Raw genomic sequence first — 26,265 nt, forward strand, 5'->3', positions numbered from 1 at the left:
TGCTTTCTTTACCTTTTTAGGAGAATGAAAGCTTATATTCACTTTTTAGATTGTCGCATAGGCTCTCTGCTTTCCAGTATAGCTATTGAGAAGAACCGGAAATTCCAATACTTTTCCGTTCATTTCTTCCACTGTACCGGCAAGAGTTGCTTCATCAATGACCGAAATATTAAAAGTTCTGCAGTAATCCATAAATTTATCTATATTAGGAGAGCTTTCCAACTGCTCTTTTGATGCATAGAAAGGAACACGCAATCTTTTGCACAGCGCCAAAGCGTTCCAGGTAGTCACATCATCGAATACAGCGATAATGCCATCCAGTTTCTCGGCTTCACCAACCTCCATTAACCTTAAAACATCTGCTGGGCTTATATCATGAGAACTGTCCGCGCATTTTTTGGCTGGAGCACCTATCGCATGATCAGACACGATTGTGTACAACCCCTTGGTTTTTGCAGTCTCTACAATCTGGACCATCTGATTGCTTCCTCCAAGAATTAATACTTTTTTAATATCAGCCTTCTGCATATAGACAACCTCCTCAATGATTCGGCAAACCATTTAACGTAAGTATTAATAGCGATCATTAACTTCATGACAATAATCCTGTAAGTTCAATTTTTCATTAATCTTAAATACCTAATTATAGATGGATGGAGTTAATACCATTTGCATTTAATAATGAATTTAATACTAATTTACCAGTAATCAAAAGCCAAGTCAATACAATAATCAGAATTTTTAAATTTATATCCCTAATTTTATCTATTTATTAGGATTAAACTTCCTATTGAAATGAGAACTCTTTTCTATAAGACCTCTATTTATCAAAATTTTTCTCTCCCATCCTTTTTAACTTACTTTTAACAATTCATCACTATAATTTACCTAGTAATATTGAATCGGTATAAGGAGGAAAACCACATGACAGTCAAGTCTAAAGTAGAGGTGCCTGATGTTTTTTTTATGTCGGAATGGGGCAAAGCATACGAAAGCCAAGATCAGGGAGAATGTACAGTTTTTGAAGTTAAAAATGATATTGGGCATATCTTTTACTCTTTTGTATTAAGGCCGATTCCCATTCAGGCTGGAGGAACAATCTATTATGATGCCATCACGCCTTTTGGACAAAGCGGTCCAATCATCCTCAATTGCCAGCCCGGAAAAAAAATGGAACTTGCAGCACTGTTTGACCAGGAGTTTCAAGCATATTGTGAACAGAATAATGTTGTAGCTGAGTATATTCGTTTTAATTCGTGGCTGAAAAATATTGAGGATTTTAAAGACATTTACAGCATTGATAACCGCGGGATAACAATGTATATCGACTTGACCGTCAACGACTATTTTCTGGATGAGTTTAAATCCTCCACCCGCCAGCAAGTCCGGAGAGCTTTAAAAAACAATGTTGAAATCGAATATGATTTTACAGGAAATACCATTCATGAATTCCATCGCCTGTATCAAATTATGGCAAAAAGAAATGATATACCGGAGTATTATCAATTCTCAGAAGAATTATTAAGGAACTCTTTTGATCTCTTGGAAGGAAAGCAGTTCATTATATACGTCAAACATGAAGGCATTAACATCTCTGCAGCATTATTTGTTCATCACAAAGATTATCTCCATTATCATTTGTCTGCAAATGACCCGGCATACTTTCACTTAGCGGGAAACAGTCTGATATTACATGAAGGCTGCCGCTGGGGAGTCGAGAATGGCAAGAAAGAGTTGCACCTCGGCGGGGCATCTACAGATGTCCTTTACCGTTTTAAACGAGGATTCACCAAAACAGAACCTCTGGATATCTTGACTGGAAAAAAAATTAGGATCCCAGAGGCCTACCGCATGTTGTCCGACATTAAGGCCAGTAAGGAAGGCATCGAAAATCCTTCCCATTTCCCGATGTACAGAGGATAACGGTTCTAAAAACGGTTAAGCATTTCACAGATATGCCTATTAAAAGAACCATCCGCTTCGATTGGCGGATGGCTCTTTTCTATCCTTGGACATTTTGGATTTCGCTGACTTGTTCCGCTTTCTTCGATCGGTATGCCGGGAAGAATTCGGTTTCTTTTTCCACTCTTGCAGCAGTACATAACTCGTCGTAGATGCATTCGTTCCACACTTTTCGGCCGACATAAAAATCAAATTCGGTGTTCTTGCCAAACTTTTTCTTAAACAAATAAAGTGTATCGTCCGGGCTATTTGTGGTGCCGCCGCCTGCATGGATCAGTTCAGCGCCATTTTCTTTGCCCCATACGGCAATGCCGTACGTCATGACATATACCGGAGATAAGTGATGGAACTCCGCCAAAGTGCCCGATAAATGGGTGTGTATAATATTATTATAAAAGAAATGCAACTCCGCCCCGATTACCTTTCCTTCATAGAGCGCTTCGACCAGTATTGTTTTCTCTCCAAAAAACTTAAGGCATTTGGCGAAATACGATTCATCAAAGTAATAATACATATCCGCCCCGATTCGCTTCATATTATCCTGATAAATCTCTTTAAATAAATCCAGATTTTCCGGATTCACCGTGATTCGGTAATCTACGCCAATACGCATGGCATGGCGGATATTTTTTCGAGTAGATTTGGAAAACTCCGCTTGCACCGGGTCATCATAATCTCCCAGATTCGTGCCAACAGTCTTGCGTGTGAAAATGACCTCGTAGCAATCAGTGAAATCCTTGGCATTATTAAGAACCGGATGGAACCGGACAAATTCAGAAATGATATTCTGCTCACTACAATATTGCTGGAACGCTTTTTTGAATTCCTGGACCAACTCCGCCTTATTGGCGTCTTCCCCTTCTATGATGACAGGTCCTCCATAGCCATAAGGGGTAACAATATCGTAATAGGTTTTGCCGTCAATTCGGATTGGAACTTCCCGTTTAATAAATAGATGCTTTACAATGCCAAGCGGATGGTTGAAAGTATAAACCTCGCATTTGCCATTCTCAATTTCCTCGTATAGTTTCCCATAATTCTCTTCAAAAAATATATCCATATACCTGACCCCTCATTCCTGCATTAGGTATCATGCAGCCCTTTTCAGCAGTTTTTAACCTTTTTAGGACTACAGATTCTTTTCTTTTTTTCAAATTATTAGATTAATCACTCAGTTATACCTATTACCTTACACCGATTAAGCTTTTCTTTCAATAAATAATTTTCTAAATTTTTGTAATTTTACATACTTAAAATTCATATTTTCTTAACAAAGAATTTGAATAGGAAAAGAACCGCTTGCTTCAACTCAAAAGTAGAAGCAAGCGGTTCTCATTTTATGTTTTCCAAGCTCTTTAATTGTTAATCTGTGGAAGAAAAGCGCTTTTTGAGGCTTTCAAACTCTTCCTTGAATTTACTGCGGTATTCCTCGGCTCTTTCTTTGCGGTGTTCAGACCGTTCGCGACGCATTTCTTCTTTTGCCCTCTCTTGGAGATCACTCTCCACCTCACGTGCGTGCTCCACTTCTTCCTGAATATCGCTGGCGTTGTAGCGCACCGTTACTGCTTCAAACTTCTCCAGAATATGATTGTAGGATTCTTCAGTCCGTTCTTGAGCAATCGTGATGATTGCCACATCTTCATCTTTCATCCGAGAAGAAATGGCTGTAATAAGACTTGACTCTTCTTGTGCTTCGCCTGCATCTTTGGCCATGCCGACTACTGAACCAATCCCAAATCCAAGCAGCATACCAAGCGGTCCGCCTAAAATGCCCACAAGCGTTCCGATCAAGCCGCCTTTCCAAGTATCGTCCTGGGTCCGCTTGCCTGTATCAAATCCATCCTGCATTAATATATGTCCGTGTGATTTTTTTATGACGGCCACTTGGGACAGCGTAAATCCTTCATTGAACGTACTGGATTTCTTCAGCTCAGACAAAGCCTGGTAAGCTTCACTCTCCACTTTAAAATAACTAATAATGACATTTTCCATACAAGCTATCCACTCCATTCCTTTTATTGAAAGCACCTGTTTAATAAGAATCTTCTACTCCTGTCTTTTTGCCATTGGCGACGTGTCTGAGAATACTATATGCCAAGAAAATTCCTAATAAATCGATGCCCATATCAAATAATCGGCCGTCCCGCTCAAAAAACAGCTGCAAAATCTCTGTGAAAAAAGCGAATGCCGCACTGGTAATAAAAGCCGCATCTCTTTTTTTCAGCCAGTTCAAGATAAGAACGTACAGCAGTGCAAAAGACAATATATGGCCTGTTTTTTGAATCAGGTAAAAACTATCGCTAAAGCTGATATCATCCAGCCGGAGAAGCTCGGAAAAATCCGGCGGCAAATCAAAACGAAAATCCACTTCCTGATTGAACAAAAAAGTCCATGCATCACTGGTGCAAGTGGCGACGATAATAACCAATGCCCATAATAAAACCAACACCAATCTGATATTCAAAAGCCGCCCTTCCTCCTTTTGCATCTTTGATAGTATTGCCCTGGTTACTCAAAATTTACTCTTGCCAGTCTTCTCACTTAGTCTCCTCATCAAATACCGCAAGCGGCAATACAGCGCTGACTACATATTGTCCGGCGTCTACAATTTCGGAAATTTTCAAGTCGACGCAAAGGCTTGAAAGCAAATACGCATCTTTCGCCTCCATTCCATAATTCTCTGACAAATGATCCACCATTGCCCGGACTGCATCTTGAGCGCATCTCATCAAATCCGGACCAACCCCCGTAGTCCCATAAAATCCTTTATGATTCACTTTCGGCGTCAATGCCCCTCGGGTCAAAAATTGCGGAGCCGGTATTCTTTTTCCTTTAATGAGCTTGAATTTCAAGGTTGCCGTCATCGGGCATTCAAGCGCTGACACACATACTTCACCGTCCCCTTGTGCTGCATGCGCATCCCCGCAGCTAAACAAAGCTCCACTCACTTGCACAGGCAAGTATAGTTTTGTGCCGATAGTCAGCTGGCGGGTGTCAAGGTTGCCGCCAAATTTCCCCGGCGGCATGATGGCCTGGCCATGCGCATCTTTCGGGCTGACACCCATTGTCCCTAGAAAAGGCGTAATCGGAATCTTAATACGCTCATTAAAATGAATAAACTCCTCGTCCGATAAATCGAACGTCCTTAAATAAGCATTTGGAAAATCCTCCGGCAACAACCCAAGCCCCGGAAGAATGGCTGTCCAGCCCCAATCTCCCGGCTTCAAATCGACAATCTCCACTTCCAGTGCATCTCCCGGCTCCGCCCCTTCAACTGCAACAGGGCCGGCCAACGGATACACCCGCTCCCAGTTCAAGCCGGCGATATCTTTTGTTGTGGAATTTTTATGGAATTGATTGTCTGCGACTTCCCGCGTTTTAAAAACAACCGTATCTTCGCTTTGAATCGTCAACACCGGCTCCGGGTCCTTGGCCCAGGTAAAATGCACACGCTCTTCAGGAAACTCATGAGTTTTTGCCATTGCTTTAATTCCCCCTTTCTAATTATCTGAATAATAGCATAATTATCAAGGCGTTAATACTCTATGCTGCCACTTTAAAACTTTTGACATCTCTTCTATGTTTTTCTGAACACATTGCTTTACACAAATGAAAAAGCTTCTTCCGTTAACGGAAGAAGCTCAGTTCAGTTTTGTATTTCTTTTGCTTTAAACGTTTTTTCTGTGTTCCGATTCAGTGCTTTTTCAGCAAACATATACAGGAAGACTCCGGCAGCTGCACCGGAGCTGTCGATCCATACATCGCGCAATTCCCCGCTTCTCCCCGGTACATAGAGCTGATGAAATTCATCTGATATGGCATATAAAACACAAATCCCTATAGTAAAAACTGTTCCCCGATTTCGGCGAGTCCCGCTTGTTTTCAGTGCATTCAACGTTAATACACCCAGGATTAAATAAATGATGAAATGGGCATTTTTTCGGACGATATGTTCAGCCGAATCAATATTTCCCTCCAAATCCGGAACCGCTTTTTCAATTGCCGACAAAATTGCCTCTGTGATACCTGAACTCATTTCACTGGACTGAGAAGCCGGTTGATGGGACAAAGAGAAAATCAGAGCCATCCAAAGAGCCACCAAAGCCCATGAAAGCATTTTATGTAAAGACATGGCATCTATTTCCTTTTCTTTGTGTCGTTGTTTTATTCCGCTTTTCCAAGCGGGAGATTTACTGACCATTTAAGTCAGATTGAAGTTTCTCTTTTTCCCTAGCACCGATTATAGCATCTCTCTTTTCAGCTGGGAATCGCTATAGAACTCTAATCATATTGGATAAACTTGCACACATAAAACAGCGTTTTCCCCCAAAAAAACCCTCGAAAACATCGAGGGATTTCTTGTTTCATTCTTTTTCATGAATTTAATTTAGATAACTGCTATAAACCCAACCCGTTTTCGTGCCATATTTAACCTGGTACCAAGAGCCGCTATTAGCTACATATTCCACACTTTTTCCTTTTGGAATAACGGTAATTACGCTATGAGTTGTTGATGCGCCGCTTCGCATATTCACATTGGCAGTTGTTGAATAGTTAGAGTTAATAGCCGCTTTTGCTGCATCGACCACTTTCACAGTCTTAGCAGCGCTTTTGTTTTTTGCTGCGTCTACTGCATATACCGCAACCGCTGTACCGGTTTTTTGCCTGGCAATTTTAATGGAAAAGGCACCACTTTTCGCAGTGGCTTCACCCAGTTTCACTTTTCCAGCATAGGCATACACCTTCGCATTGGACTCTGCTTTTCCTGTGATGGTGACCGCATTGTTTTTCACTGGATTAACAGTTGGAATACCTGGAGCTGTTTTATCAGCTACTTTCACATTTTTGCTGGCACTTTTATTGCCTGCTGCGTCTACTGCAATTACGGTGATCGTAACGCCTGGTTTTTGCTTGGCAATCGAAATTGCAAAAACGCCTTTCGCAGCCACTGTTTCCCCGATTTTCTTATCTCCTGCATAAGCATATACTTTCGCATTCACTTCAGCTTTCCCTGTAATGCTGATTGAATTCGAAGAAACCGGATTGACAGCCGGTACACTTGGAGCAATTCCATCTTTTACTGTCACTAGTTTTGCTTTGCTTACTAAGCCTGCACCATTTTTACTGAAAACGGATAACTGGGCGCCTATTTCCTGTTTCGGAATTGCGACTTTAAATCTTCCCACACTGTCCGCCATCCCAGTATTCAGCACTGCAGATCCATTTTTGACGGTTACCGTCGAACCAGCTTCCGTAGTTCCTTTTACAGCTACGGAATAATCAAAAACCCCTGACACATAAGGAGCTGGAAGATAATTAATCATCAATGCTTTTCTGGCATTTATGCGGCCATGGCCATAGACAGGATCTTTGCCGGCAACGCCAAGGTCATCCGCTGAATTATAGAGCCGATTTTCAATTTCAATATTATTCAAAGCCGGTTCACTGGCTTTAATGAGTGCTGCTACTCCTGAAACCATCGGCGTTGCCATTGACGTTCCACTCATCAGCCCATACGCACCTTTTGGCAAAGTAGAATATATGGAAGTACCCGGAGCTGTGATATCAATGTTTTTTCCGAAATTAGAAAAATCAGATACTTTATCTAAAGGCGTTGAAGAAGCTACTGAAATCACATTGGCGAAGGAAGCTGGATAATAAGGCTTTTCGATTCTTTCATTTCCTGCTGCTGCAATAATGACGACGCCTTTTTCATGGGCGTCTTGGATTGCCTCGTTGAAAGCACTGCTATAAGCATAGCCTCCAAGACTTAAGTTAATAATATCTGCCCCTTGTTCTACTGCACGATAAATTCCTTCTATAATTTCTGAAGTATAAGCAAAACTGCCATTAAAAACATTGATTGGCATGATTTTCGCAGCAGGAGCAATTCCAGCGCCGCCAAGGCCATTGTTAATGGAAGCGCCAATTATTCCAGCCACATGCGTGCCATGGGCGCCAGCAGCGACATTGCTGCTTTCTTTTACGGTATCAAATGGATTAAAAATCTGCGTTTTTAATTCAGGGTGTGAAATATCGATTCCATCATCAATCACTGCCACAATAACATCAGCCGACCCGCGAGTTTTATCCCAAGCCAGTTTTGTTTCCATTTTTTGATGATGGTACTGCAGATTGCTGAAACTGGGATCATTCAGCGTGTAACTCAGCTTTACCTGGTAATCGGGTTCTACACTTTGAATATCTTCGTGTTTTTCCAAGTCATCGATAAAAGCATCGACAGATTGATTTTCTGGAACTTCCAGGGCAACCAGCTGATCATTTCCTTGCGAATCACTCGCTACAGTAACCGAATTTTCCAAACTGATGCTGGCATCGTCTTTTAATTTAATGATGACTTGGTCTGTTTCGTTTTGGTCTTTTGCCAATAAATTCTCATCATCTGCATATGCTAAATCTCCCGAAGCAGAAAACAGCATCAAAACGGACATCACCGACAGTATTTTTTTCATTAAGCATTCTCCTTGCCACCCTGGATTTTTTGTTATAAAAAGGAATTTTTTCAACTTTTATCTCTTTGAATCAGTTTATATCATATTACTGCTAATCACTAGGACAAATTTCAATTTTAGCACATATTTTCATAAATATTTGCTAATTCTTATATCATTTCCCAATAAAATAACCATTTTTAAGTTTCTTCTTTACTGTTATCACTTCAATAAAAGATTAATTTTCTCCAATTAACATTATTAATTAATTTTGTGTTTTAATTCTCCAAAATGTGGTTTTATGGTTTTAGAAAAACAGCAGTAAAAAACCTCCCATATATAATGGAAGGCTTTGATGTTATCTATAAGTGGCAAATGTCATTTTTTACAATTTGCTTATCGATTCTTTTGATTTTACTTACTATCCGAACTACCGAAAGCCTCTGCAAAATGCAAATAAATCAGTCAGCACATTTAACTTAACATTAATTCTTTAAAGTTTATAAGCGCCTTCGAATGTGCAGATGTTTTTCGTATCCAGCACCAGTTTGTCCTGGATCAGGTCCATGTTCTCTTTGATGTGGTCATGCCCCACCATGACGACCAGCACTTCGATCTCGTTCATGAAGTCTTCGAAGTTCATGAACTGGTGGTCCACCATGCGTTCTTTGACAAACGGATCGAACACTTTCACACCGAACGCCAAATGCTCATCCAGCCGCTCCAACAATTGCAGCGTCGGGCTTTCCCGGGTGTCGTCCACATTTTCTTTGTACGCCAGCCCGTACAGGCCGATCTTGGAAATGTCCTTGATGTCGTTTTCCCGCATGATGTCGCGGATGCGCCCCAGCACATGCCGTGGCATGGAGTCGTTGATTTTCCGGGCGGCCAGGATCAGGTTCGTCAAATCCGGATAGTCCCCGACCAAAAACCATGGGTCCACGGAGATGCAATGGCCTCCCACACCCGGTCCCGGCTGCAGGATGTTGACGCGCGGATGCTTGTTGGCGATTTTGATGATTTCGTAGACATCAATGTCATCCGTGCGGCAGATTTTCGCCAGTTCGTTCGCGAACGCGATGTTGACATCGCGGTACGTATTTTCGATGACTTTCGACATTTCCGCGGAACGGATGTCCGTCAAGACGATTTCCGCCTGGCAGAACGTCTCATAGATCGCTTTGACTTTCGCGCCCACTTCCAGATTGTCCGCCCCGATGGTGCGCGAGTTGTTTTCCAGCTCGTAAATCATATTGCCTGGGATGATGCGTTCAGGTGCATGCAATAGATGCACGTCTTCCCCGATGACATAGCCCCGCTGTTCGATGACCGGCCGGATGTGGCGGTCGATGGTGCCCGGCGAAATCGTGGATTCGATGACAATCGCCGCGCCTTTTTCACAAACATTCAGCACGTTGTTGACGGCCGAAATGACGTATTTCGGATCGAGCTTCTTGCTTTCTTCTATATAAGGGGTCGGAACCGCCAGGATGTAGGTATCGCTTTTTTGGTATTCCGTGCTAAACGAGACGCCATTCGCCAGCGCAGCGTCAAACAGCTCCTGCAAGCCTTCTTCCTGGAACGTCAGCTTGCCTTCGTTCAAGGAATCCACTAACTTCTGGTTCAAATCCGTTCCGACGACCTCTACGCCGCTTTTCGCCAGCATCAACGCTGTTGGAAGGCCGATATAACCAAGCCCGACTACATTTACTAAAGACATTTAAGCTTCTCTCCCTTTACCACTATCGTTTCTCTTATAGAGCAGATATTACTAATTTTTATGGTTCTGCTATATCAATAAGCAGGTTGTTTACTAAACTTCTTCTAATTTTCTTGTAAGGCTTATTGAGGCAGCAGTTTTTCATCCATTCACTCTTTAAATCATTACAAGGCGATATACATTAGATGGAATCGACTATTAGACTGTAAATCTCTTGCGGATTTTTTGCAAGCGTTAATATTATAGCACAATTTAAATTGGGTAGCATAAAGCTAACTTATGGGTGAGCTTTTTATTTATTGCAGCAGTATTTCGAAGGATTCTTACACTAATTTCGCCTTTAGAATTGGATAAACAAAAACAAGATGTCCTCAGAACTAGTTCTGAGGACATCTTGTTTTTGTTTTTGATTATTGTTTTAAAGTATAATCATAATTTTCTTCTGTGTTGCTATCCCCAATTCAACCCTATTATTTTTCTAACTCAATTTAGAAAGGCTTTCTACATAAACTAGAATGCATATAAACACACAATCTAAGGTTCAACTGACATAATTCTTTTTTCCAACAAAAGCTCAGTCATCATCATCTCTACATCCTGCCCAAACTCCTGATTATTTAATGCAAATTCCATTGTCGTGCGTATAAATCCTAATATTTCTCCTACATCATAACGCTTCCCTTCAAATTCATAGGCAAAAACTTCTTGAATACCATTCAATTGTTGAATAGCATCAGTCAATTGAATTTCTCCGTCTTTTCCAATATTATGCTGCCCAAGAAAAGTGAAAATTTCCGGTGTTAAAATATAACGGCCAAGAATAGCTAAACTGGAAGGGGCAGTTCCTTGCTTCGGTTTTTCCACAAAGTTTCCGACCTGATAGCGCCTTCCCTTTTTTGAATAGGGATCAATTATTCCATAACGGTGTGTATCTTCTTCGGCTACTTGCTGAACACCAATAATCGAAGATTGCGCTTCGTTATATTGCTCAATAAGCTGTTTTAAGCATGGCTTTTCCGCTTGAACGACATCATCTCCCAACAATACCGCAAAAGGTTCATTGCCGATAAATTTCCGTGCACACCATATCGCGTGACCTAGTCCTTTCGGTTCCTTCTGCCGAATGTAATGAATTTCCACTTTGGAAGATGCCTTTACTTCTTCGAGCAGCTCATACTTTTCTTTTCTTAACAAATCGGCTTCAAGTTCGAAATTATTATCGAAATGGTCTTCGATTGCCCTTTTCCCTTTACCTGTCACAATAATAATGTCTTCTATGCCCGATTCAATCGCCTCTTCTACTATATATTGAATAGTAGGCTTGTTTAAAATTGGAAGCATTTCTTTTGGCATCGCTTTTGTCGCCGGAAGAAAACGAGTACCTAAACCAGCTGCTGGAATAATCGCTTTTGTTACTTTTTTCATCAAACAACCTCCTTTTACTTACAAGATTGCTACAATTAAATCTCGATTTTTCTGTCCAATTCGATTCTTCATTGACATAGGAAACGGAATTATCAGACTTCGATTGTTTAAAACAGGAACATTTTTATATACTCAAAATAAATTTCAGCATAAAAGCAATATTCACCAAATACTTTTTACCTATTTTATTATACATATTTTCATTTTAGCATAAATTTAATATAAAGTAACTAAATATTACAAAAACGAACATTATTAAATCGATTTCACTGTTTCATTAAAGGAAAACTGCCATCTTCTTTTTTTCCTTGAAGACGGCAGTTCATTAATATCTACTTTCTCTTTAACTTGACAAGTTTTAAAATCAGCTGTTTGACTAGCTTGTTTCCCCATTATTCTCCGAGCCAGAATTCCTCTCGATGGTTTTAGTTCCTTCTTCACCACGAGAACTAGTTCTAGCCAAAGAAAAAATAATAGTTGTAACAAATAATATAGCGCCTTTAATTATGCTCTACATCTCACGTGCCTCTTTATAATAAGATTTGTTTCTTATCCCGCGTATTTAATTTTTCTAATCTTTTCTATAACTTAATTATAATATAACAAGCTATTCCTTATCTTTTCTGCTTACATAAACTGTTTAAGGGAATATTTAAATAATATACAAAAGTTAAAATTATTTCTTGTCAGTATTCTGTAAATGAAGCAAATAAGTTTTTCAAAAATTTTTAATCAATATTTAGAGGGAAATATAAATAGATAAGCTGTTTTAGTGTTTTATACAACAGAAAAAGAAATATTTCTTTATAGGAGCATGAGTATAGTTCTTTTATATAAAAGTATTTCAAATAGCATCAGAAAAACGGTTAACGGCTTTTTCCTTCAATGGTATGATGTTTACTATTTCCAAAAATAGCTCTTTTTAGAAAGGCTTAAGTTTTTCGTTCCAATGCTTTTAAATATAAATTCAATATGCATCTTTTGAGCCAAATAACACTAGAATAGTTTTAAATATCAATTTAATATCAATCCACGTATTTCTTTCACGGATATACTTTAAATCCATCTCCACCCATTCCTCAAAACGAAGATTGCTTCTTCCGTTAACCTGCCAATAACAGGTAAGTCCAGGAGTTACACTAATTCTTTGTCTCTCGTAAGGAGTATACAGTTCTACTTCTTCCGGAAGCGGTGGTCTTGGACCGACAAGACTCATCTCTCCTTTCAATATATTAAATAATTGAGGGAGTTCATCAATACTTGTCTTTCTGATAATTTTCCCTACCCGTGTAACTCTTGGATCGTTCCTTATTTTAAAAACCGGTCCCGTAGCTTCATTCCGTTTCAACATAGTCGATTTCATTTCTTCAGCATTCCATACCATGGATCTAAATTTATACATGTTAAACTCTTTTCCTTGTTTGCCGACCCTTTTTTGCTTGAATATAACTGAATGGTGTACATCTTCAATTTTTATTAAAACAAAAACTAGTAAAAAAATTGGAGTTAAAAAGAAAAGCCCAACAGACGCTAACAAAATATCAATTATCCGTTTAATCATCAAATATTTTTTTTTGTCATTCATTTTGGAAAGATTGAAGTTGGGGGTTTTTATTTTGCTAAAAACAGATTCTCTAGGTTTTTTATTACTGGTTATTGCCATATTATTCCCTGCCTTCCCTTTCGACTTATTCACTCTAAATAGCAACTTATTGCACAGGTTTTTGATTAGAATCTTTCCAGTTCAGATTCTTTACTATCTCCATAAACCAATTACATAAATAGGCGACAAGGATAGACAAAAACTGGTCCGCAAATTTTAAAAGCAATAGTATAGGCTATAAAAGCACCTCGGTTCTAAGCATTAAACCTTTTAAGCAATAATTCCCCATAATTCTATGTATTCATAGTTCCATATTAATTCCTCTATATCTAGCTTACTCCTTGAAAAACATTTTATTTTTTGAATATTCTGTTTTTTTATTTATTATAACATTTATTAAATTTTTGATATTATTTTTAAATTTATATCTCCTAAAAAGGTTCTTTGTGGTTTTATAAAACCAAAAAAAACACTTTTTTATAGTTCTTTTTACTTGTAATTTATATTTCCCAATCCTAAATTCCGTTCATAAAAAATAGGTTGTTTCTCAGTTGTGTTGTTGCTTTCTCTTATTTCTTGGTATTTCACTTTTTTGAAAACTAATAAATGAAAAAATTCTTAAAATCACTTTATAAAAGTAGTCTGCTTTATCTTTTTGATTTCACTATTAATTGAGTTTCAAGCTGAAATATTGCAACAGTATACTTGTTTGCTTCCTCATAATAAAAAGAAGCAGATGCATATACGCATCTGCTTCTTAAAAGATCTTCTTTATTTTAGAATATGGTACGTAATTTTTGAGATATTAGACTCTTATGTATCATAGACTCCAATACTTTTACTTAACAACCAAGGACGCCCTCTTAGGCCCTGCATTCTTGCATCCATAATTTTTCTCAACCTAGAATGAACTTATAACATCGGCATCGTATGAGATACCATCCAACTATCCAAGCTCCTGCTATAATACGCAGTAATCTTATAACCTATTCCTGCCGGTGCCTGTACGCCGACTCTTCCCGCTTTGTTGTTCACTTTTGCAAAATCGCAAAGCACCTGCACCGGTTGTCCGCCGCTGTTCTCGACGTAGATTTCCAGTTCTTCTTTAAAGCGATGCTTTGGCGGTTCAGGCAGATTGATAACGGCGGTCCCCAGCAGGCTGGCTGATTGGTTAATGGTGATTTTTGAAGTCTCCACTGAATTCGATGCAAAGTTCCGCGTTGATTCATTGACGAAATTATACATCCGGCCGTTGTGAAGGATGCTCGTCGTTTCATAATCGAATACTTGGTCGCGTAAAGACGCAATAGAAGCGACCCCTCCTGCTGTTCCGTCCACCGGTTCGGCGAGCAGCGGTTCGATAATGCTGAGTCCCGAAGGATAATCAAGGATGACATTGGCGTATCCATTCGCCTCAAAATAAGCATGGTTGATCGTATTCGAATAAGACGGTGTTGTATTGATCATGCCAGAGCCGATATGGATGCCTGCAATGCCGTTCGCATCAAAATTTCCGCCTTGCACGTTATGGCCATAAAGCCCGCGCACAACGAGCCCAGCTCCTGCGTTGCCGACAAAATGGCAGTCGTGGATGCCGTAGACATTATTGTCGCTGCCCCGGTCTGTTTGAAGGCCTGAGCCAATATGTATTTTGTACTCAGTTCCTGAGCGGAGAGGGTTCTTAAGCGCTGGCGATACTGTTATTCCTTTTGTGCTGACAGAATTGATATGATATACCGAACCTTCGCCATTACCAATTTTCAAGTATGCACCGACATGAACGTTACTTGATTCCGGATTGAATTTCGAGAATGTCACACGATCTCCTGAACCGCCGCCATCACTTCCGGTAACCACCGTGCCATTTTGCTCGAATTTACACGACTGGTCAAAGATGCAGAGATTGTTATTGCCTTCTCCTGTAATTTGCAGCCCATGGACTTTCGCCCAGGTAAATGAAACATTCGAGAAAGTTTTGTTGCGGATATCGGTCGCCAGCATACATACTTTTGCATACTGTGCCGATCCATTCAACGGATCGGTGCCTCTGAAAGTCAATCCTTTGATATGCCCATCACCGCCTCGCATCCGCACCAGATAATCCATAGGGGCGGAAGGTGCAATCACCGTCGTCTTATCGCTATAGCCGACCCATGATACTGCTTTTCCCTCTTCAGTCACCGGCACTTCAAGCGGCTTGCTGATGCGGTACAAACCCGGAGGGAAAAATAGCGTGCCGCCGCCTTTAGCATTATAAGCAAAAGCAATTGCCTGCTGGAGTGCCCGCCAATCATCTGCTTCATCGTCTCCTTTAGCCCCGAACGCCTTAACATTGAAGGTTTTATCCGGTCGTTCACTGAACGTCACTTCATCTGCCATTTTCTTTAATCTATTTGCTGTCGCGAGAGTCTGCTTTTCTTTCGTGAATCCAAATCCCATTTATATTCCCTCTCTTCTGTAAACCTATTTATCTCGCTTAACGATACCATCCGAAGGTTAAAGAAACGTTAAGCGCTTCAAATCTGCTTTAAAAACAACTGCAATAAAATATTACTCTTTCTTTTATTCTCTAGTGATGAATAAAAGACCTCTTGCCACAAAGCAGCTGCTGTCATACAGTTCCACGATTCCCTTCGAAAAAGCCCTAAATTTTCCTCTCTTAGTATTTAATATTGGATAAGCAGCATTCCATAAATGAAAAGCAATAGTTGACAATTTTTTATTACTATAGAATAATTACAGAGTTTCGTATTGTTTTAAATTTATAATTTTAGTACGAATAGAGAGTAGGTTAAAGCTTTGAAACGCTTTTTATTTTTTGACTGGTTGCGGGTTTTGGCAACTATTGCTGTAGTGACTATACATATTTCTGCAATTTTTATCACGGCTAATTATTATGACGGCAAATCTTCTTGGTTAACCGCCAATTTCTTTGAGTCTTTTACCAGATGGTGTGTGCCTATATTTGTCATGATTAGCGGCGCCTTGATTTTGAGCGACAAGCGTGAGTATACTTATCAATCTTTCTTGAAAAAACGGATCAGCAAAATTTTCATCCCTTTGCTCGGCTGGAGCATATTGTATTTCGGTTTCTATTTTGTCCAGGGGCGGGTAGAACTTAATCCGATTTTATTTATTCAAAGATTTTTAAATAACGGCATTTCCGTCCATTTCTGGTTTATCTACATGCTTTTAGGACTTACTTTGGTTAGCCCATTGATTAAACTGATGCTGAAAAATGCTACGCAAAAGGATTTGACTTATTTCCTTGTCCTTTGGTTTTATGCATCCGTTATATCACGTGTTTTAGAGCATCTAGTAGATATTACATTTAATATGGAACTGTTTTTTGTTACCGACTATGTCGGCTATTATATATTAGGCTATTATTTATTCACTTATGAACTTCCTTTGGCATTGCGCAGATTTTTATATGTCGGTTTGGCTTTCGGTTTACTTTTCACTTTCTTCCTCACTTTTATTACAACAGCCGAAGCGGATGGATCTTTTCAATCTTTTTGGTATGGCTACCATTCTCCAAACGTAGTATTGGCAAGCATTGGATTGTTTGTGCTATTCAAACACAGCCATTATATAAATTCAAAAAAGCTTCCTTCAATACCGCATTTCATAAATACTACCAGTTTCGGCATCTATCTAGTACATATGATGGTGCTTAAATTTATTGCAGATTATTTCCCTGGATTATGGCTTGATACTCATTCAGCCATCGCCATACCTTATCGGGTATTTATCACCGTTTTAATAAGTGCTTTGATTGTTTTAGCGATGAAGAAAGTACCTGTATTAAAGAGCTTAGTGCCATAAGAATGAAATTACATTTTACTGCCATGACAAAAAAACTGCGTACTGCTTCGGAATAAGAAGCAGTACGCAGTTTTTTTAGTTAACAAAATACAACTTCGTTTTTGAATAAACTCTTTAAAAAGGCAAATCCTTTGTCGGATTTCTGTGCCGCTCCTGTTCCTGCCGCTCCAGAAAAGCACTGAACCCTTCCCAGCCATCCCTATTATGAGTGGCGAACAGCTCAGCCATAAATTTGCCGAACGAGTCCGGCCGCGCAGGATGGTCCCATACCACGTTAAAATTTCTGCTGTAAGTGACCCGGTTAAAATTGCCGAATATATGCGTCAGGGTGCTGACCAGCACACGGACTTCCATGACCGCCGGCATTCCTTTAAACTGATTTTCACTGTAAAGAAACCCTCTCTTATCAAGCAGCCGAATCCGGAAGGCATCTTCGTATTCTTCCAGCACCAAGATTAAATCCTGTTTACCGACCATCCCGCCACCCGCTTTCCCATTGCTTTTGATACTTTTTCGCCAGAGCATCTTGAAATCCTGCAAAGGAACAATGAGAAACTTTAATTAGAGGAGCTCTTCATTTCCATTTTCGTAAAAACGTTATAAAAAAAGCATCCATTGCAGAGAATGGATGCTCTTAACTATTCAATTTTCATTTAACACTTGTCAGTTCAAAAACAACGCGCCCTTTTTCATCGATGGATTTGATGGTCGCGAATCCTGGTGCCATATAGTATTTAAATCCAGTCTTTGTGGTCACTTCTGTAGCGTTGGTAAATGTTTTATAGCGTGTTTTGACCGTTTTGTTTACACCGGTGATGGTATTGATGAGCGTTTCATCGCCTAGGCCTGTATTAAATTTCTGGCCAACTTTTACCGGATAGGCCAGCGCCAGATCATATTCCGAATAAGGATAAGCGAAAGCAAATAATTTATAGTTCTCAAACTCCATATATTCGTATACATCGTTGCCAACTTTTACTGTCCACATAAAACCAAAGGTCAATCCATCACGCTTTGGTACATTGACAAAGCGGTGGACTTCAGTCGAGCCATCAGGACGGGCGTAGGCGTAAGTCTTTGTTTTATCTTTCTGGTAAGAGTTTTTGATCACTGCATCATTTTTGAATTTCGGTTCCAATCCCCGTGCGATGAAAGCAGCAAATTCCCCGCGGGTCACCTTTGCTTTAGGACGGAAAGTATTATCTGGATAACCAATCGTTATGTTAGCTGCAAGCACTTTCGCAATTGCCTCAGACAACGCCGTATCTGGTCGCACATCTTTAAACTCATTATTAAAAGTGAATGCAAGGTCGAAGACGCGCGAGATTATAAGAGCGGCATCTCCTCTGTTAATAGTCTGATTCGGCCGGTACGTGCCGTCTTTATAGCCTTTCAAATAACCTGCTTTGTCGACTGCTGCTATATATCCACTGGCATAATGGCTTTTCTTCACGTCTTTAAACTTTGTGTCTCTCTTTTTCCCGTCCAATCCTTTTAAGCGCCCAATCATTACTGCTACTTCAGCTCTTGTTATCGCAGCGTTTGGACGAACTTTACCGTCACTTTCTTCGTTTATAATCCCTTTTTTCATTAAATATTGAATTTCTTCGTAATACCGGTGGTTTTTGGGCAGATCTGGTGCAGCCTGCACAGACGATACTAACAAGAACAGAGCCAAGACAATCGCAATGGGAGTCATTAGTTTTTTCACGTTGCCACCCCTTTATTTTTAAAAACTTTCTTGGTTATAGTTTACCTCAAAAATGCCAGTAAAACTATATAAATATTTCATTATTCAGAATTCTTACAGATGAGAATTTCCTTTAAATATTATTCAATTGGTGTATAAATACAAAAAAGCCACGCAAATGGATGGCCTTTTTAATTTATAAAAATTTAATTTTTCAAACTATTAAGTCGGATTATTACAGTCAAAAGACTTATTAAGCAATAAATATACCTATTAATCAGAAAACAAATCATGTTTAAAGTCCTGTCTCTTAAAATGAATAACGCTTGAAAGTAGGCACAAAAACATAACTGTTACATAAATGTAACAGTACTGCAAAGAGAATGACATTGTTATATTAACAAAACTTCCATATAGTTGACAAAGAGATATAGAAAATTATTAAATAATGTAAATTAATACAGAGATAGGGGATTAATAATGAGAAAAACAGTGTTAACTTTAATATCAGCTAGTGCTTTATTATTATCTAGCTTACCTAATAATACCCATTCGGAAAACGCCATAAACATTAAAGGATTAAATTCTTCGATTAATGAAACTGCCTATTCTTTACCAGCATATCCATACCACTTCGCCTTTGACTCTGGTGAACCTTCACAAGAAGTAAAACAAGTTGCTTCAAGTTCTGCAACAGCTAAATCGGGATCTTACAAGTTTAAATACAATACTAATCTCCGCTTAGATGCAGGAACAAAAAGCAAAGTCCTGACTGTCGCTAAAAAAGGGGCTTCTGCAACTGCAACCCATCAGAAAAAAGTTGGCAGCCAGGTTTGGTACAAAGTAAAAGTCGGTGGTAAACACGGCTGGGTCTTAAGCACATTACTGTCCCCAAAAACTTCTTCTGCTAAAGCTTCTACTGCTTCAAAAGCCACCTCCGTATCCGGCAAGTATAAAGTAAAATACAATTCAAACGTCCGGGCAAACGCCGGCACCAGCCATAAAGTTGTAACGCTTGCCAAAAAAGGTTCGACAGTCAAAGCTACTTCTTCCAAAAAAGTGGGCAGCACCACTTGGTTCAAAGTTACAGCGAATGGCAAGACCGGCTGGATTTCTGGAGCATTGCTGACTAAAACTAGTGTTGCAGCTAAAGCTTCTGTTAAGGCAAAAGCGCCCGTTAAAGCTTCCTCTAAAGCAACCGCTGTTTCAGGATCATACAAAGTAAAATACAACTCGAATGTCCGGGCAAATGCAGGCACTGGCTACAAGATTGTAACGTCAGCTAAAAAAGGCTCAACAGTCAAAGCGACTTCTTCCAAGAAAGTCGGCAGCACCACTTGGTTCAAAATAACGGCGAATGGCAAAACCGGCTGGATTTCCGGAGCATTGCTGACGAAAACAACAGCGGCTAAAGCTCCTGTAAAAGCTTCTTCTAAAGTCACTGCAGTTTCAGGGTCATATAAAGTAAACTACAACTCGAATGTCCGGGCAAATGCAGGCACTGGCTACAAAATTGTGACATCGGCCAAAAAAGGTTCAATTGTCAAAGCGACTTCTTCCAAGAAAGTCGGCAGCACCACTTGGTTTAAAGTAACAGCAAATGGAAAAATCGGCTGGATTTCTGGAGCATTGCTTACGAAAACAACAGCAGCAGCGAAAGCAGGTACAGTCACTAGAGCATCCGCCAGCGCTTCTCCTTCGGCAATCATTTCCACTGCCTTATCCCTTAAAGGGGTGCCTTACCGTTTTGGCGGAACAACAAAGTCTGGCTTCGACTGCAGCGGATTTATCCAATATGTCTTCAAGCAACATGGCATTTCAGTATCCCGCACGACTTTGACCCAATTTGCAGAAACGACAACGGTCTCTTCTCCAAAACCCGGAGACTTGGTATTTTTCGCGAACACTTACCGTGCCGGAATTTCTCATGTGGGCATTTACATCGGAAACAATCAGTTCGTGCACTCCGGCGGCTCAAAAGCTGAAGTTAAAAGCTTGAATGATGTTTATTGGGGTCCAAAATTCCATAGCTTCAAACGCTTCTAATAGAATTCACTATAATAGATCCCACAAAAAACCGGAACGAGCCGCTTTCAGGCATCGTTCCGGTTTTCACTTTTTACTACTGCTATAAAGCGGTTCCAAGTACTGATTTTGCCCACTTGAATCGGATAAACCAAATGGGTGCTGTATTCGAATGCAGCTTTTGCTTTTTTTCTAGCTATTTTTCAGTTACGCCCAAATACTCTTCCAGCGTCTTGCCGCTGTTTTTCACTTTCACCGCATGTTCCGACCCTAAATAGCGGAAATGCCATGGCTCGAACTGGTAGCCGGTGATGTGTTCTTTGCCTTCCGGGTAGCGTAGGATGAAACCGTATTTATGGGCATTGGCTGCCAGCCACTGGCCTTCTTGCGTATCAGCGAACGACTTGCTTAATCCAGTATTGGACGTGCCTGCGAAATCGAATGCCAGTCCAGCCTGATGTTCTGAATGCCCTGCTTTTGCGCTGATGGTGTTTGCTTTAGCAGAACCGTATTGATTTACATAATTATCGTACAACCCGGTCTGGTAAGAGAATGATCTGAATGCACTGACTGTTCGGATCTCTATCCCCTGCTTTTTCGCATCAGCTGTCATGTCAGCAGCGGCTTGTTCTGCTTCCGGAATAACACCCGGATTGTAATCGGACGGCAAAGCGTTTTCTTTATTGATGACTAGGATGCCATCGATATAAGTTCCCGGCGTGTCCGTTGAAGGAGCTGGATAATTTTCCATGTCTTTTACCGGGTCATCTGTAAGAAAATCAGCGTTGACATAACCTGCATGTATGCCATAGGAAACTTTCAACCATTTTCCGTTTTTTGATAGATAAGTTACTTTTTCGCCTTTTGGAATTTCGGTGATGATGCCGTATTCCGTTCCAGCGCCTTCACGCAAATTCAAATTCTCTAATGCCGCATAAGTCTTGAGAACGGGTTCAAGTTTATCAGCTTTTTTCAAAAATGCCGGATTTACAAACCCCGTTTCTGAACCATAGCGGACTTTGTACCAAGCATCGCTTTTTGAAATATATTGGATGTGCTCGCCTTTTGGAATAATCGCCACCACATCATGTTCCGCTGAAGCACCTGTACGCAGATTCAAGTTTTCTGTTGTTTGGTATGTAGGGGATGCTGCTTCTGCATGAGTCACCCCGTTTAAAGGAAACCCTTCTCCAATTGGCGTAACTGCGAATGTCAATGCCGCTGCTGCACTGGCCAGTCCGGCTGATTTCACCCAAGATTGTTTTTTCATTGCTGATTCACTCCGTTTCCACCCTCTGGACTTTGTTGTCAAGGGCTGCTATATAATGGATTTTTTTCTTTTTACTCAAGCCAATAAATTATTAATAAAACATACTTTCTATATTACCTCTTTTCTTAATAAAAAACGTAAAAAACAAGCTATCTGTTTTTTAATACCATTGGCCAGCAAACTTTTCTTTTTAATCTATCTATCTCAATAATAAAACAACCTGCTTTTATTCCCTTATCGGGGGAAAGCAGGTTGTTTCTATATCAAACATCTTGGTTGTTCCACCTAGTCGACAGGCACCGTATGCGACACCATCCATGAAGAATTTCTTCTATTATAATACACCGTAATCACAAACCCGATTCCAGCCGGAACCAATACTCCCCGATTTCCCGGCTGTTTGTTGACCCGGGCATGTTCACACACCAAATGCACCGGCTGGCCGCCGCTGTCTTCAACAAATATCTCGAGTTTTTCTCCGAATTGATGCGTTGGTACAGGCGGCAGCTCAATGATCGCCGGACTCCTGGCACCAGACGGCCGGTCAACCGCCACTTGAGATATTCCTTCCATTGAATAAGGTGTGCCGCAGTCCGTTTCTGCCACATACTGATATTGCCGCCCATTATACGAGATACTTGTTGTATCGTAATCGAAATAATATCCTCGCAAAGAAGTAATCGATGCGATATCCCCTGCTGTCCCGTCCACTGGTTCGGCGAGCAGCGGTTCCATAATGGTAAGGCCGGATGGATAATCCAAAATGACGTTAGCATAGCCATTCGATTCAAAATAAGCATGATTGATCGTATTAGAATAAGCAGGCGTCGTATTGATCATGCCGGAACCAATATGGATTCCAGTGATGCCGTTCGAATCGAAATTGCCTCCTTGGATATGATGGCCGTATAATCCGCGCACCATAAGCCCAGCCCCGGCGTTGCCGACAAAATGGCAATCATATATGCCATAGACATTATTGTCGCTGCCGCGGTCAGTCTGAAGCCCGCAGCCGATATGAATGGCGTACTCCATGCCCGGCTCAAGGGGTCGCTTCAAATCAGGAGAGATGGTGATGCTGTCTGATGCCACAGCATCAATATGATAGACCGAACCTTCTCCGCTGCCGATTTTCAAATATGCGCCAATATGGACATCGTTCACTTCCGGTTTGAAATGATGGAACTTCACCTTGTCAGCTTTGCCGCTTCCATCCGTCCCTTTGATAACTGTGCCATTCTGTGAAAAAACGCAAAGCCGGTCGAATACGCACAGGTTATTATTGCCATCCCCTGTAATTTGGAGACCGTGGACCGCTCCCCATACAAAAGCTGTGTTTGAAAACGTCTTGTCCCGGATATCTGTCGCGAGCATGCAGACTTTCGCATACTGGGCGTAACCGTTCATCGGATCCGTTCCACGGAACTTGATGCCTTGAATGGTCCCGCCGCCTCCGCGCATCCGCACCAGATAATCCATCGGTGCAGAAGGCGCAATCACTGTCGACTTGAGGCTATGGCCGATCCAGGAAACCGTATTTTCCGTACTCGCTTCCAGCACTTCGAGCGGCTGGCTGATCCGGTACAAGCCCGGCGGAAAAAACAGTGCCCCCCCGCCAGGATGCTGGTAGACAAAATTGACCGCTTCCTGGAGAGGCTGCCAGTCATCTGAAACACCGTCCCCTGCGGCACCAAACGATTTGACGTTATAGGTGTCATCAAGCGAACTTTCCACACTATTATTGAGTATTTCTGCTTTGTCGGTTTGATTGCCAAAAAGCTTGCCTTGTTTCGGTCGGAACGCCATGAAATCCACCCCTTGAGACTTATTAAACATAAGATTAAAGATTTGTTGAAGGACTTGCAAGGCGGAATTTTTACACTCTTCCTACACTTCCGTAATCCTTTCTTCATAATGCGCAATTAGCCCCCGCTTGCGGTTCAGTTCATTCAGTCCCCAGGCGAGGATGATTATTTCCCTCTAACGAATGGTTTTATCGATGTTTCTCGCAAGTTCTAACGATGTTTTTTGGCTTTCTATCAGTGTTTCTAAGTTTTCTATCGACGTCTCCCGGCTTTCTATCTGTGTTCTTTCAAAAGGCGGTTCCTAAAGTTCAAAAGACCGAATGGAAAAGCCCTTCGCCAAGGCGAAGACCTCCCAAGACCCAAAGCGCTTTTTGCCCAGGCAAAAAGCAACTAGCTCAAATCCTCTATCGCTGTTTCGAACACCTTCTATCGACGTTTTCCAGATTCTTATCGGTGTTTCTCCGATTCCTATCGACGTTTTTCGAATCCCTTTCGGTGTTTTCAAACTTCCTATCGACGTTCCTAAATCCACTGACATTTTGTATTCCTTTATCAAAAAACGCCGACGGACAATCCCCGGCCGGCGAATTTCATATACCTGTCATAACTGAAGATCTTCCCGACTTGCAATTACCACTCTCACGGTGCTTGCCGCAAGCGCATCGTAATTCCGCAGCTCGCCGAAATCCAGGCTTGTCAATTTTTCTATTTCGGCAACAGCCACTTGATACGTTTGGAATCCGCCATAGACAAATTCCAGATCCCCGATCAAGTTCTCCTGCGACTGCAAATAGGCGGTGACCGACAACGAACCGTCCTCTTTCCGCATCACCGCTACTTTCCAGAACTCTTCGGGAATTTGGCAGCCCCGGTACACGACATCGCTGGCACGGAAAACCGGTCCGGTAAAGACTGTCACTTTCAAGTCATGCTCTCCTGCATTTTCAAGCAGGTAATCTTCCAAGCTAAGCCAGATTTTCTGGTTGAAATTTTTGTGCTGCGGTGAACAGTTCGTGAAGTGGAAGGTATGTTCATTCGCCTGTACAGCGTCCATGCCCCAATTCGGGTCTTGCCTTCTTGTCAAATGGCCCCGATCAATGTCGTTGTTTTTATAGACTTCCGGTCCGGTTTGGTATTCTTCTGGAATTCGGGGATCGAAATACCATTTGTCATTTTCCCTCTTCACTTCGATAAGCTGGCTGCCATCAATATTTACCGCACTATAATAAGCAAGCTTTCTTGATTTGCTCATGACGATGGAAAAATGTGTATAATCGAGGACTTTTTTGCCGTCAGCCGTTTCAGCGATATCGCTTTGGCGTTCATAGCTCAATGCCGGCAGCGGGATTTCAAACTCTTGTCTCAGAAATGCTGGATCATAACCGGTAACACCGCTGTACCACTGCTCTTCAAGAGCTCCTATTTCCATTGGAGCAGCAATGGCAGCGGGATCAAGCAATAATTTGTCCAATAGCTGACGGCCATTGGCGTCTACTGCACTTGCCTGGTGCTGAGTAAGATGCCGGACAATGGAACTGATGCGGATGCCTTCGTTGGCAATCCATTTTGAATCGTCTTCAGGATGCGGGATGCCGGCATGGTGAAGCGCGACCACTACCCATTGATCATTGAAAACAGGAGAACCGGATGAACCCGGCTCCGTGTCACTGACATAATGCACATAGTCAGAAGAAATGAACTTGACTTCGTTTTCCCTGATAGTGACCGCTTTCGGTCCGCCTTTCGGATGCTGGATGATGCTGACATATTCCCCTTCCAGAATTTTTCCCGGCTGTGGAAGCAGCGGCAAATAGCCGAAATCCGAAAGCTTAACGCCTTCTGCATCTATATCGTGAACGGCCACTAACGTGAAATCGAGTTCTTCATCAGTGATGAACAGTTTGTCCGGATCCAGCCGGAAAGAGACGATTTCCTTCGGCAGAAAATTGACATCGTCTTCGTAGTTAAATTCTGCCACAGCATACTGGGCGGCTTCATATGTATGCAGCACATGATGATTCGTCAGCAGAAGTGAAGGCGCGACAAGAAATCCTGTGCCGTAGCTTTCAATCTGTCCGCTCCGGTTCCGGGTTGTCAGGCGGCAAACCGCTTTACTGACATTCAATCCCGCCTGCAAATGTGCAATCGGAAACAAATCACTATCGTTGATGATCCGTTCCATTGCCAAGTTATCATGCATATTGATGATGCTGCTGCGCGACATCATCCGCGAGGCCGCACCTCCATTTGATTCCGCATTTTTCTTTGCTTTATCAAATTCCAGATACCGCTTTAAAGCTTGCTGTTCAATCTGAGCCATTCTGCTTGTCTGCATATTCTCATCCGCTCCTTTTGAATAAACCAAGTCAATCCACTGTAGTCGGTTAAATTTGCCTTTAAAAGTTGAAATATTCTATTTATTACCTAAAAATAAGTTTATCACAGCCAAATAAAAATCCCTAGATACTAAAGAAGCAAAATAAAT

19 protein-coding genes are annotated in these 26,265 nt (G+C 41.2%); 3 read left to right on the top strand and 16 right to left on the bottom strand.

What is annotated here, in order from left to right; translation table 11 throughout:
- Window positions 1-45: 45 nt before the first annotated feature.
- Entirely contained in the window at window positions 46-528 is a 483-nt protein-coding gene (locus ACSFXN_RS00550; protein WP_437148249.1) for a hypothetical protein, read from the bottom strand.
- Window positions 529-924: 396 nt separating this feature from the next.
- Between ACSFXN_RS00550 and ACSFXN_RS00555 the strand changes: the two genes are divergently transcribed.
- Window positions 925-1,923 (top strand): GNAT family N-acetyltransferase, encoded by a 999-nt coding sequence (locus tag ACSFXN_RS00555; RefSeq protein WP_437148250.1) that lies wholly within the window; start codon window positions 925-927, stop codon window positions 1,921-1,923.
- 79 nt (window positions 1,924-2,002) lie between these two features.
- Here the strand turns inward: ACSFXN_RS00555 and ACSFXN_RS00560 are convergent, their stop codons facing one another.
- From ACSFXN_RS00560 to ACSFXN_RS00605, 10 genes are all read right to left on the bottom strand, one after another.
- The gene (locus tag ACSFXN_RS00560; RefSeq protein WP_437148251.1) at window positions 2,003-3,022 is read right to left on the bottom strand and encodes a peptidoglycan bridge formation glycyltransferase FemA/FemB family protein; all 1,020 of its coding nucleotides are present in this window, start codon (window positions 3,020-3,022) and stop codon (window positions 2,003-2,005) included.
- 302 nt (window positions 3,023-3,324) lie between these two features.
- A complete protein-coding gene (locus ACSFXN_RS00565; protein WP_437148252.1) occupies window positions 3,325-3,954 on the bottom strand; it encodes a DUF1269 domain-containing protein in 630 nt (209 codons plus the stop codon).
- Window positions 3,955-3,994: 40 nt separating this feature from the next.
- Window positions 3,995-4,426 carry a VanZ family protein gene (locus ACSFXN_RS00570; protein WP_437148254.1) on the bottom strand — a complete coding sequence of 144 codons (432 nt, stop codon included), beginning with the start codon at window positions 4,424-4,426 and terminating at the stop codon, window positions 3,995-3,997.
- Between the two features lie 73 nt (window positions 4,427-4,499).
- Window positions 4,500-5,444 carry an acetamidase/formamidase family protein gene (locus ACSFXN_RS00575; RefSeq protein WP_437148256.1) on the bottom strand — a complete coding sequence of 315 codons (945 nt, stop codon included), beginning with the start codon at window positions 5,442-5,444 and terminating at the stop codon, window positions 4,500-4,502.
- A 164-nt stretch (window positions 5,445-5,608) separates the two neighbouring features.
- Window positions 5,609-6,094, bottom strand: a complete 486-nt coding sequence (locus ACSFXN_RS00580; RefSeq protein ID WP_437148257.1) for a VanZ family protein — start codon at window positions 6,092-6,094, stop codon at window positions 5,609-5,611.
- A gap of 250 nt (window positions 6,095-6,344) precedes the next feature.
- Window positions 6,345-8,435 (bottom strand): S8 family serine peptidase, encoded by a 2,091-nt coding sequence (locus ACSFXN_RS00585; RefSeq protein WP_437148258.1) that lies wholly within the window; start codon window positions 8,433-8,435, stop codon window positions 6,345-6,347.
- Between the two features lie 472 nt (window positions 8,436-8,907).
- The gene (locus ACSFXN_RS00590) at window positions 8,908-10,134 is read right to left on the bottom strand and encodes a nucleotide sugar dehydrogenase (RefSeq protein WP_437148259.1); all 1,227 of its coding nucleotides are present in this window, start codon (window positions 10,132-10,134) and stop codon (window positions 8,908-8,910) included.
- A 534-nt stretch (window positions 10,135-10,668) separates the two neighbouring features.
- A complete protein-coding gene (gene galU, locus ACSFXN_RS00595; protein WP_437148260.1) occupies window positions 10,669-11,559 on the bottom strand; it encodes a UTP--glucose-1-phosphate uridylyltransferase GalU in 891 nt (296 codons plus the stop codon).
- A 967-nt stretch (window positions 11,560-12,526) separates the two neighbouring features.
- Complete coding sequence (locus ACSFXN_RS00600) at window positions 12,527-13,222, bottom strand: sugar transferase (protein ID WP_437148261.1); 696 nt, start codon at window positions 13,220-13,222, stop codon at window positions 12,527-12,529.
- 852 nt (window positions 13,223-14,074) lie between these two features.
- Window positions 14,075-15,601: a glycosyl hydrolase family 28-related protein gene (locus tag ACSFXN_RS00605; protein ID WP_437148262.1), complete on the bottom strand. Its 1,527-nt coding sequence runs from the start codon at window positions 15,599-15,601 to the stop codon at window positions 14,075-14,077.
- A gap of 360 nt (window positions 15,602-15,961) precedes the next feature.
- Between ACSFXN_RS00605 and ACSFXN_RS00610 the strand changes: the two genes are divergently transcribed.
- A complete protein-coding gene (locus tag ACSFXN_RS00610) occupies window positions 15,962-16,990 on the top strand; it encodes an acyltransferase (RefSeq protein ID WP_437148263.1) in 1,029 nt (342 codons plus the stop codon).
- Window positions 16,991-17,104: 114 nt separating this feature from the next.
- Here the strand turns inward: ACSFXN_RS00610 and ACSFXN_RS00615 are convergent, their stop codons facing one another.
- A complete protein-coding gene (locus tag ACSFXN_RS00615) occupies window positions 17,105-17,467 on the bottom strand; it encodes a hypothetical protein (protein WP_437148264.1) in 363 nt (120 codons plus the stop codon).
- Window positions 17,468-17,639: 172 nt separating this feature from the next.
- Window positions 17,640-18,701, bottom strand: coding sequence for an S-layer homology domain-containing protein (locus ACSFXN_RS00620; protein ID WP_437148265.1), 1,062 nt, complete (start codon window positions 18,699-18,701; stop codon window positions 17,640-17,642).
- A 459-nt stretch (window positions 18,702-19,160) separates the two neighbouring features.
- Between ACSFXN_RS00620 and ACSFXN_RS00625 the strand changes: the two genes are divergently transcribed.
- On the top strand, window positions 19,161-20,726 hold the full coding sequence (locus ACSFXN_RS00625) for an SH3 domain-containing protein (RefSeq protein ID WP_437148266.1): 1,566 nt from the start codon (window positions 19,161-19,163) through the stop codon (window positions 20,724-20,726).
- A gap of 175 nt (window positions 20,727-20,901) precedes the next feature.
- Here ACSFXN_RS00625 and ACSFXN_RS00630 read toward each other — a convergent pair whose 3' ends face one another.
- From ACSFXN_RS00630 to ACSFXN_RS00640, 3 genes are all read right to left on the bottom strand, one after another.
- The gene (locus ACSFXN_RS00630; protein ID WP_437148267.1) at window positions 20,902-21,975 is read right to left on the bottom strand and encodes a D-alanyl-D-alanine carboxypeptidase family protein; all 1,074 of its coding nucleotides are present in this window, start codon (window positions 21,973-21,975) and stop codon (window positions 20,902-20,904) included.
- 285 nt (window positions 21,976-22,260) lie between these two features.
- Window positions 22,261-23,781 (bottom strand): glycosyl hydrolase family 28-related protein, encoded by a 1,521-nt coding sequence (locus tag ACSFXN_RS00635; RefSeq protein WP_437148269.1) that lies wholly within the window; start codon window positions 23,779-23,781, stop codon window positions 22,261-22,263.
- Window positions 23,782-24,381: 600 nt separating this feature from the next.
- Window positions 24,382-26,115 carry a DNA/RNA non-specific endonuclease gene (locus tag ACSFXN_RS00640; RefSeq protein ID WP_437148270.1) on the bottom strand — a complete coding sequence of 578 codons (1,734 nt, stop codon included), beginning with the start codon at window positions 26,113-26,115 and terminating at the stop codon, window positions 24,382-24,384.
- Between the last annotated feature and the right edge of the window lie 150 nt (window positions 26,116-26,265).

The organism is Planococcus sp. 1R117A (genome assembly GCF_051417975.1).
In the GTDB taxonomy this organism is placed as follows: domain Bacteria; phylum Bacillota; class Bacilli; order Bacillales_A; family Planococcaceae; genus Planococcus; species Planococcus shenhongbingii.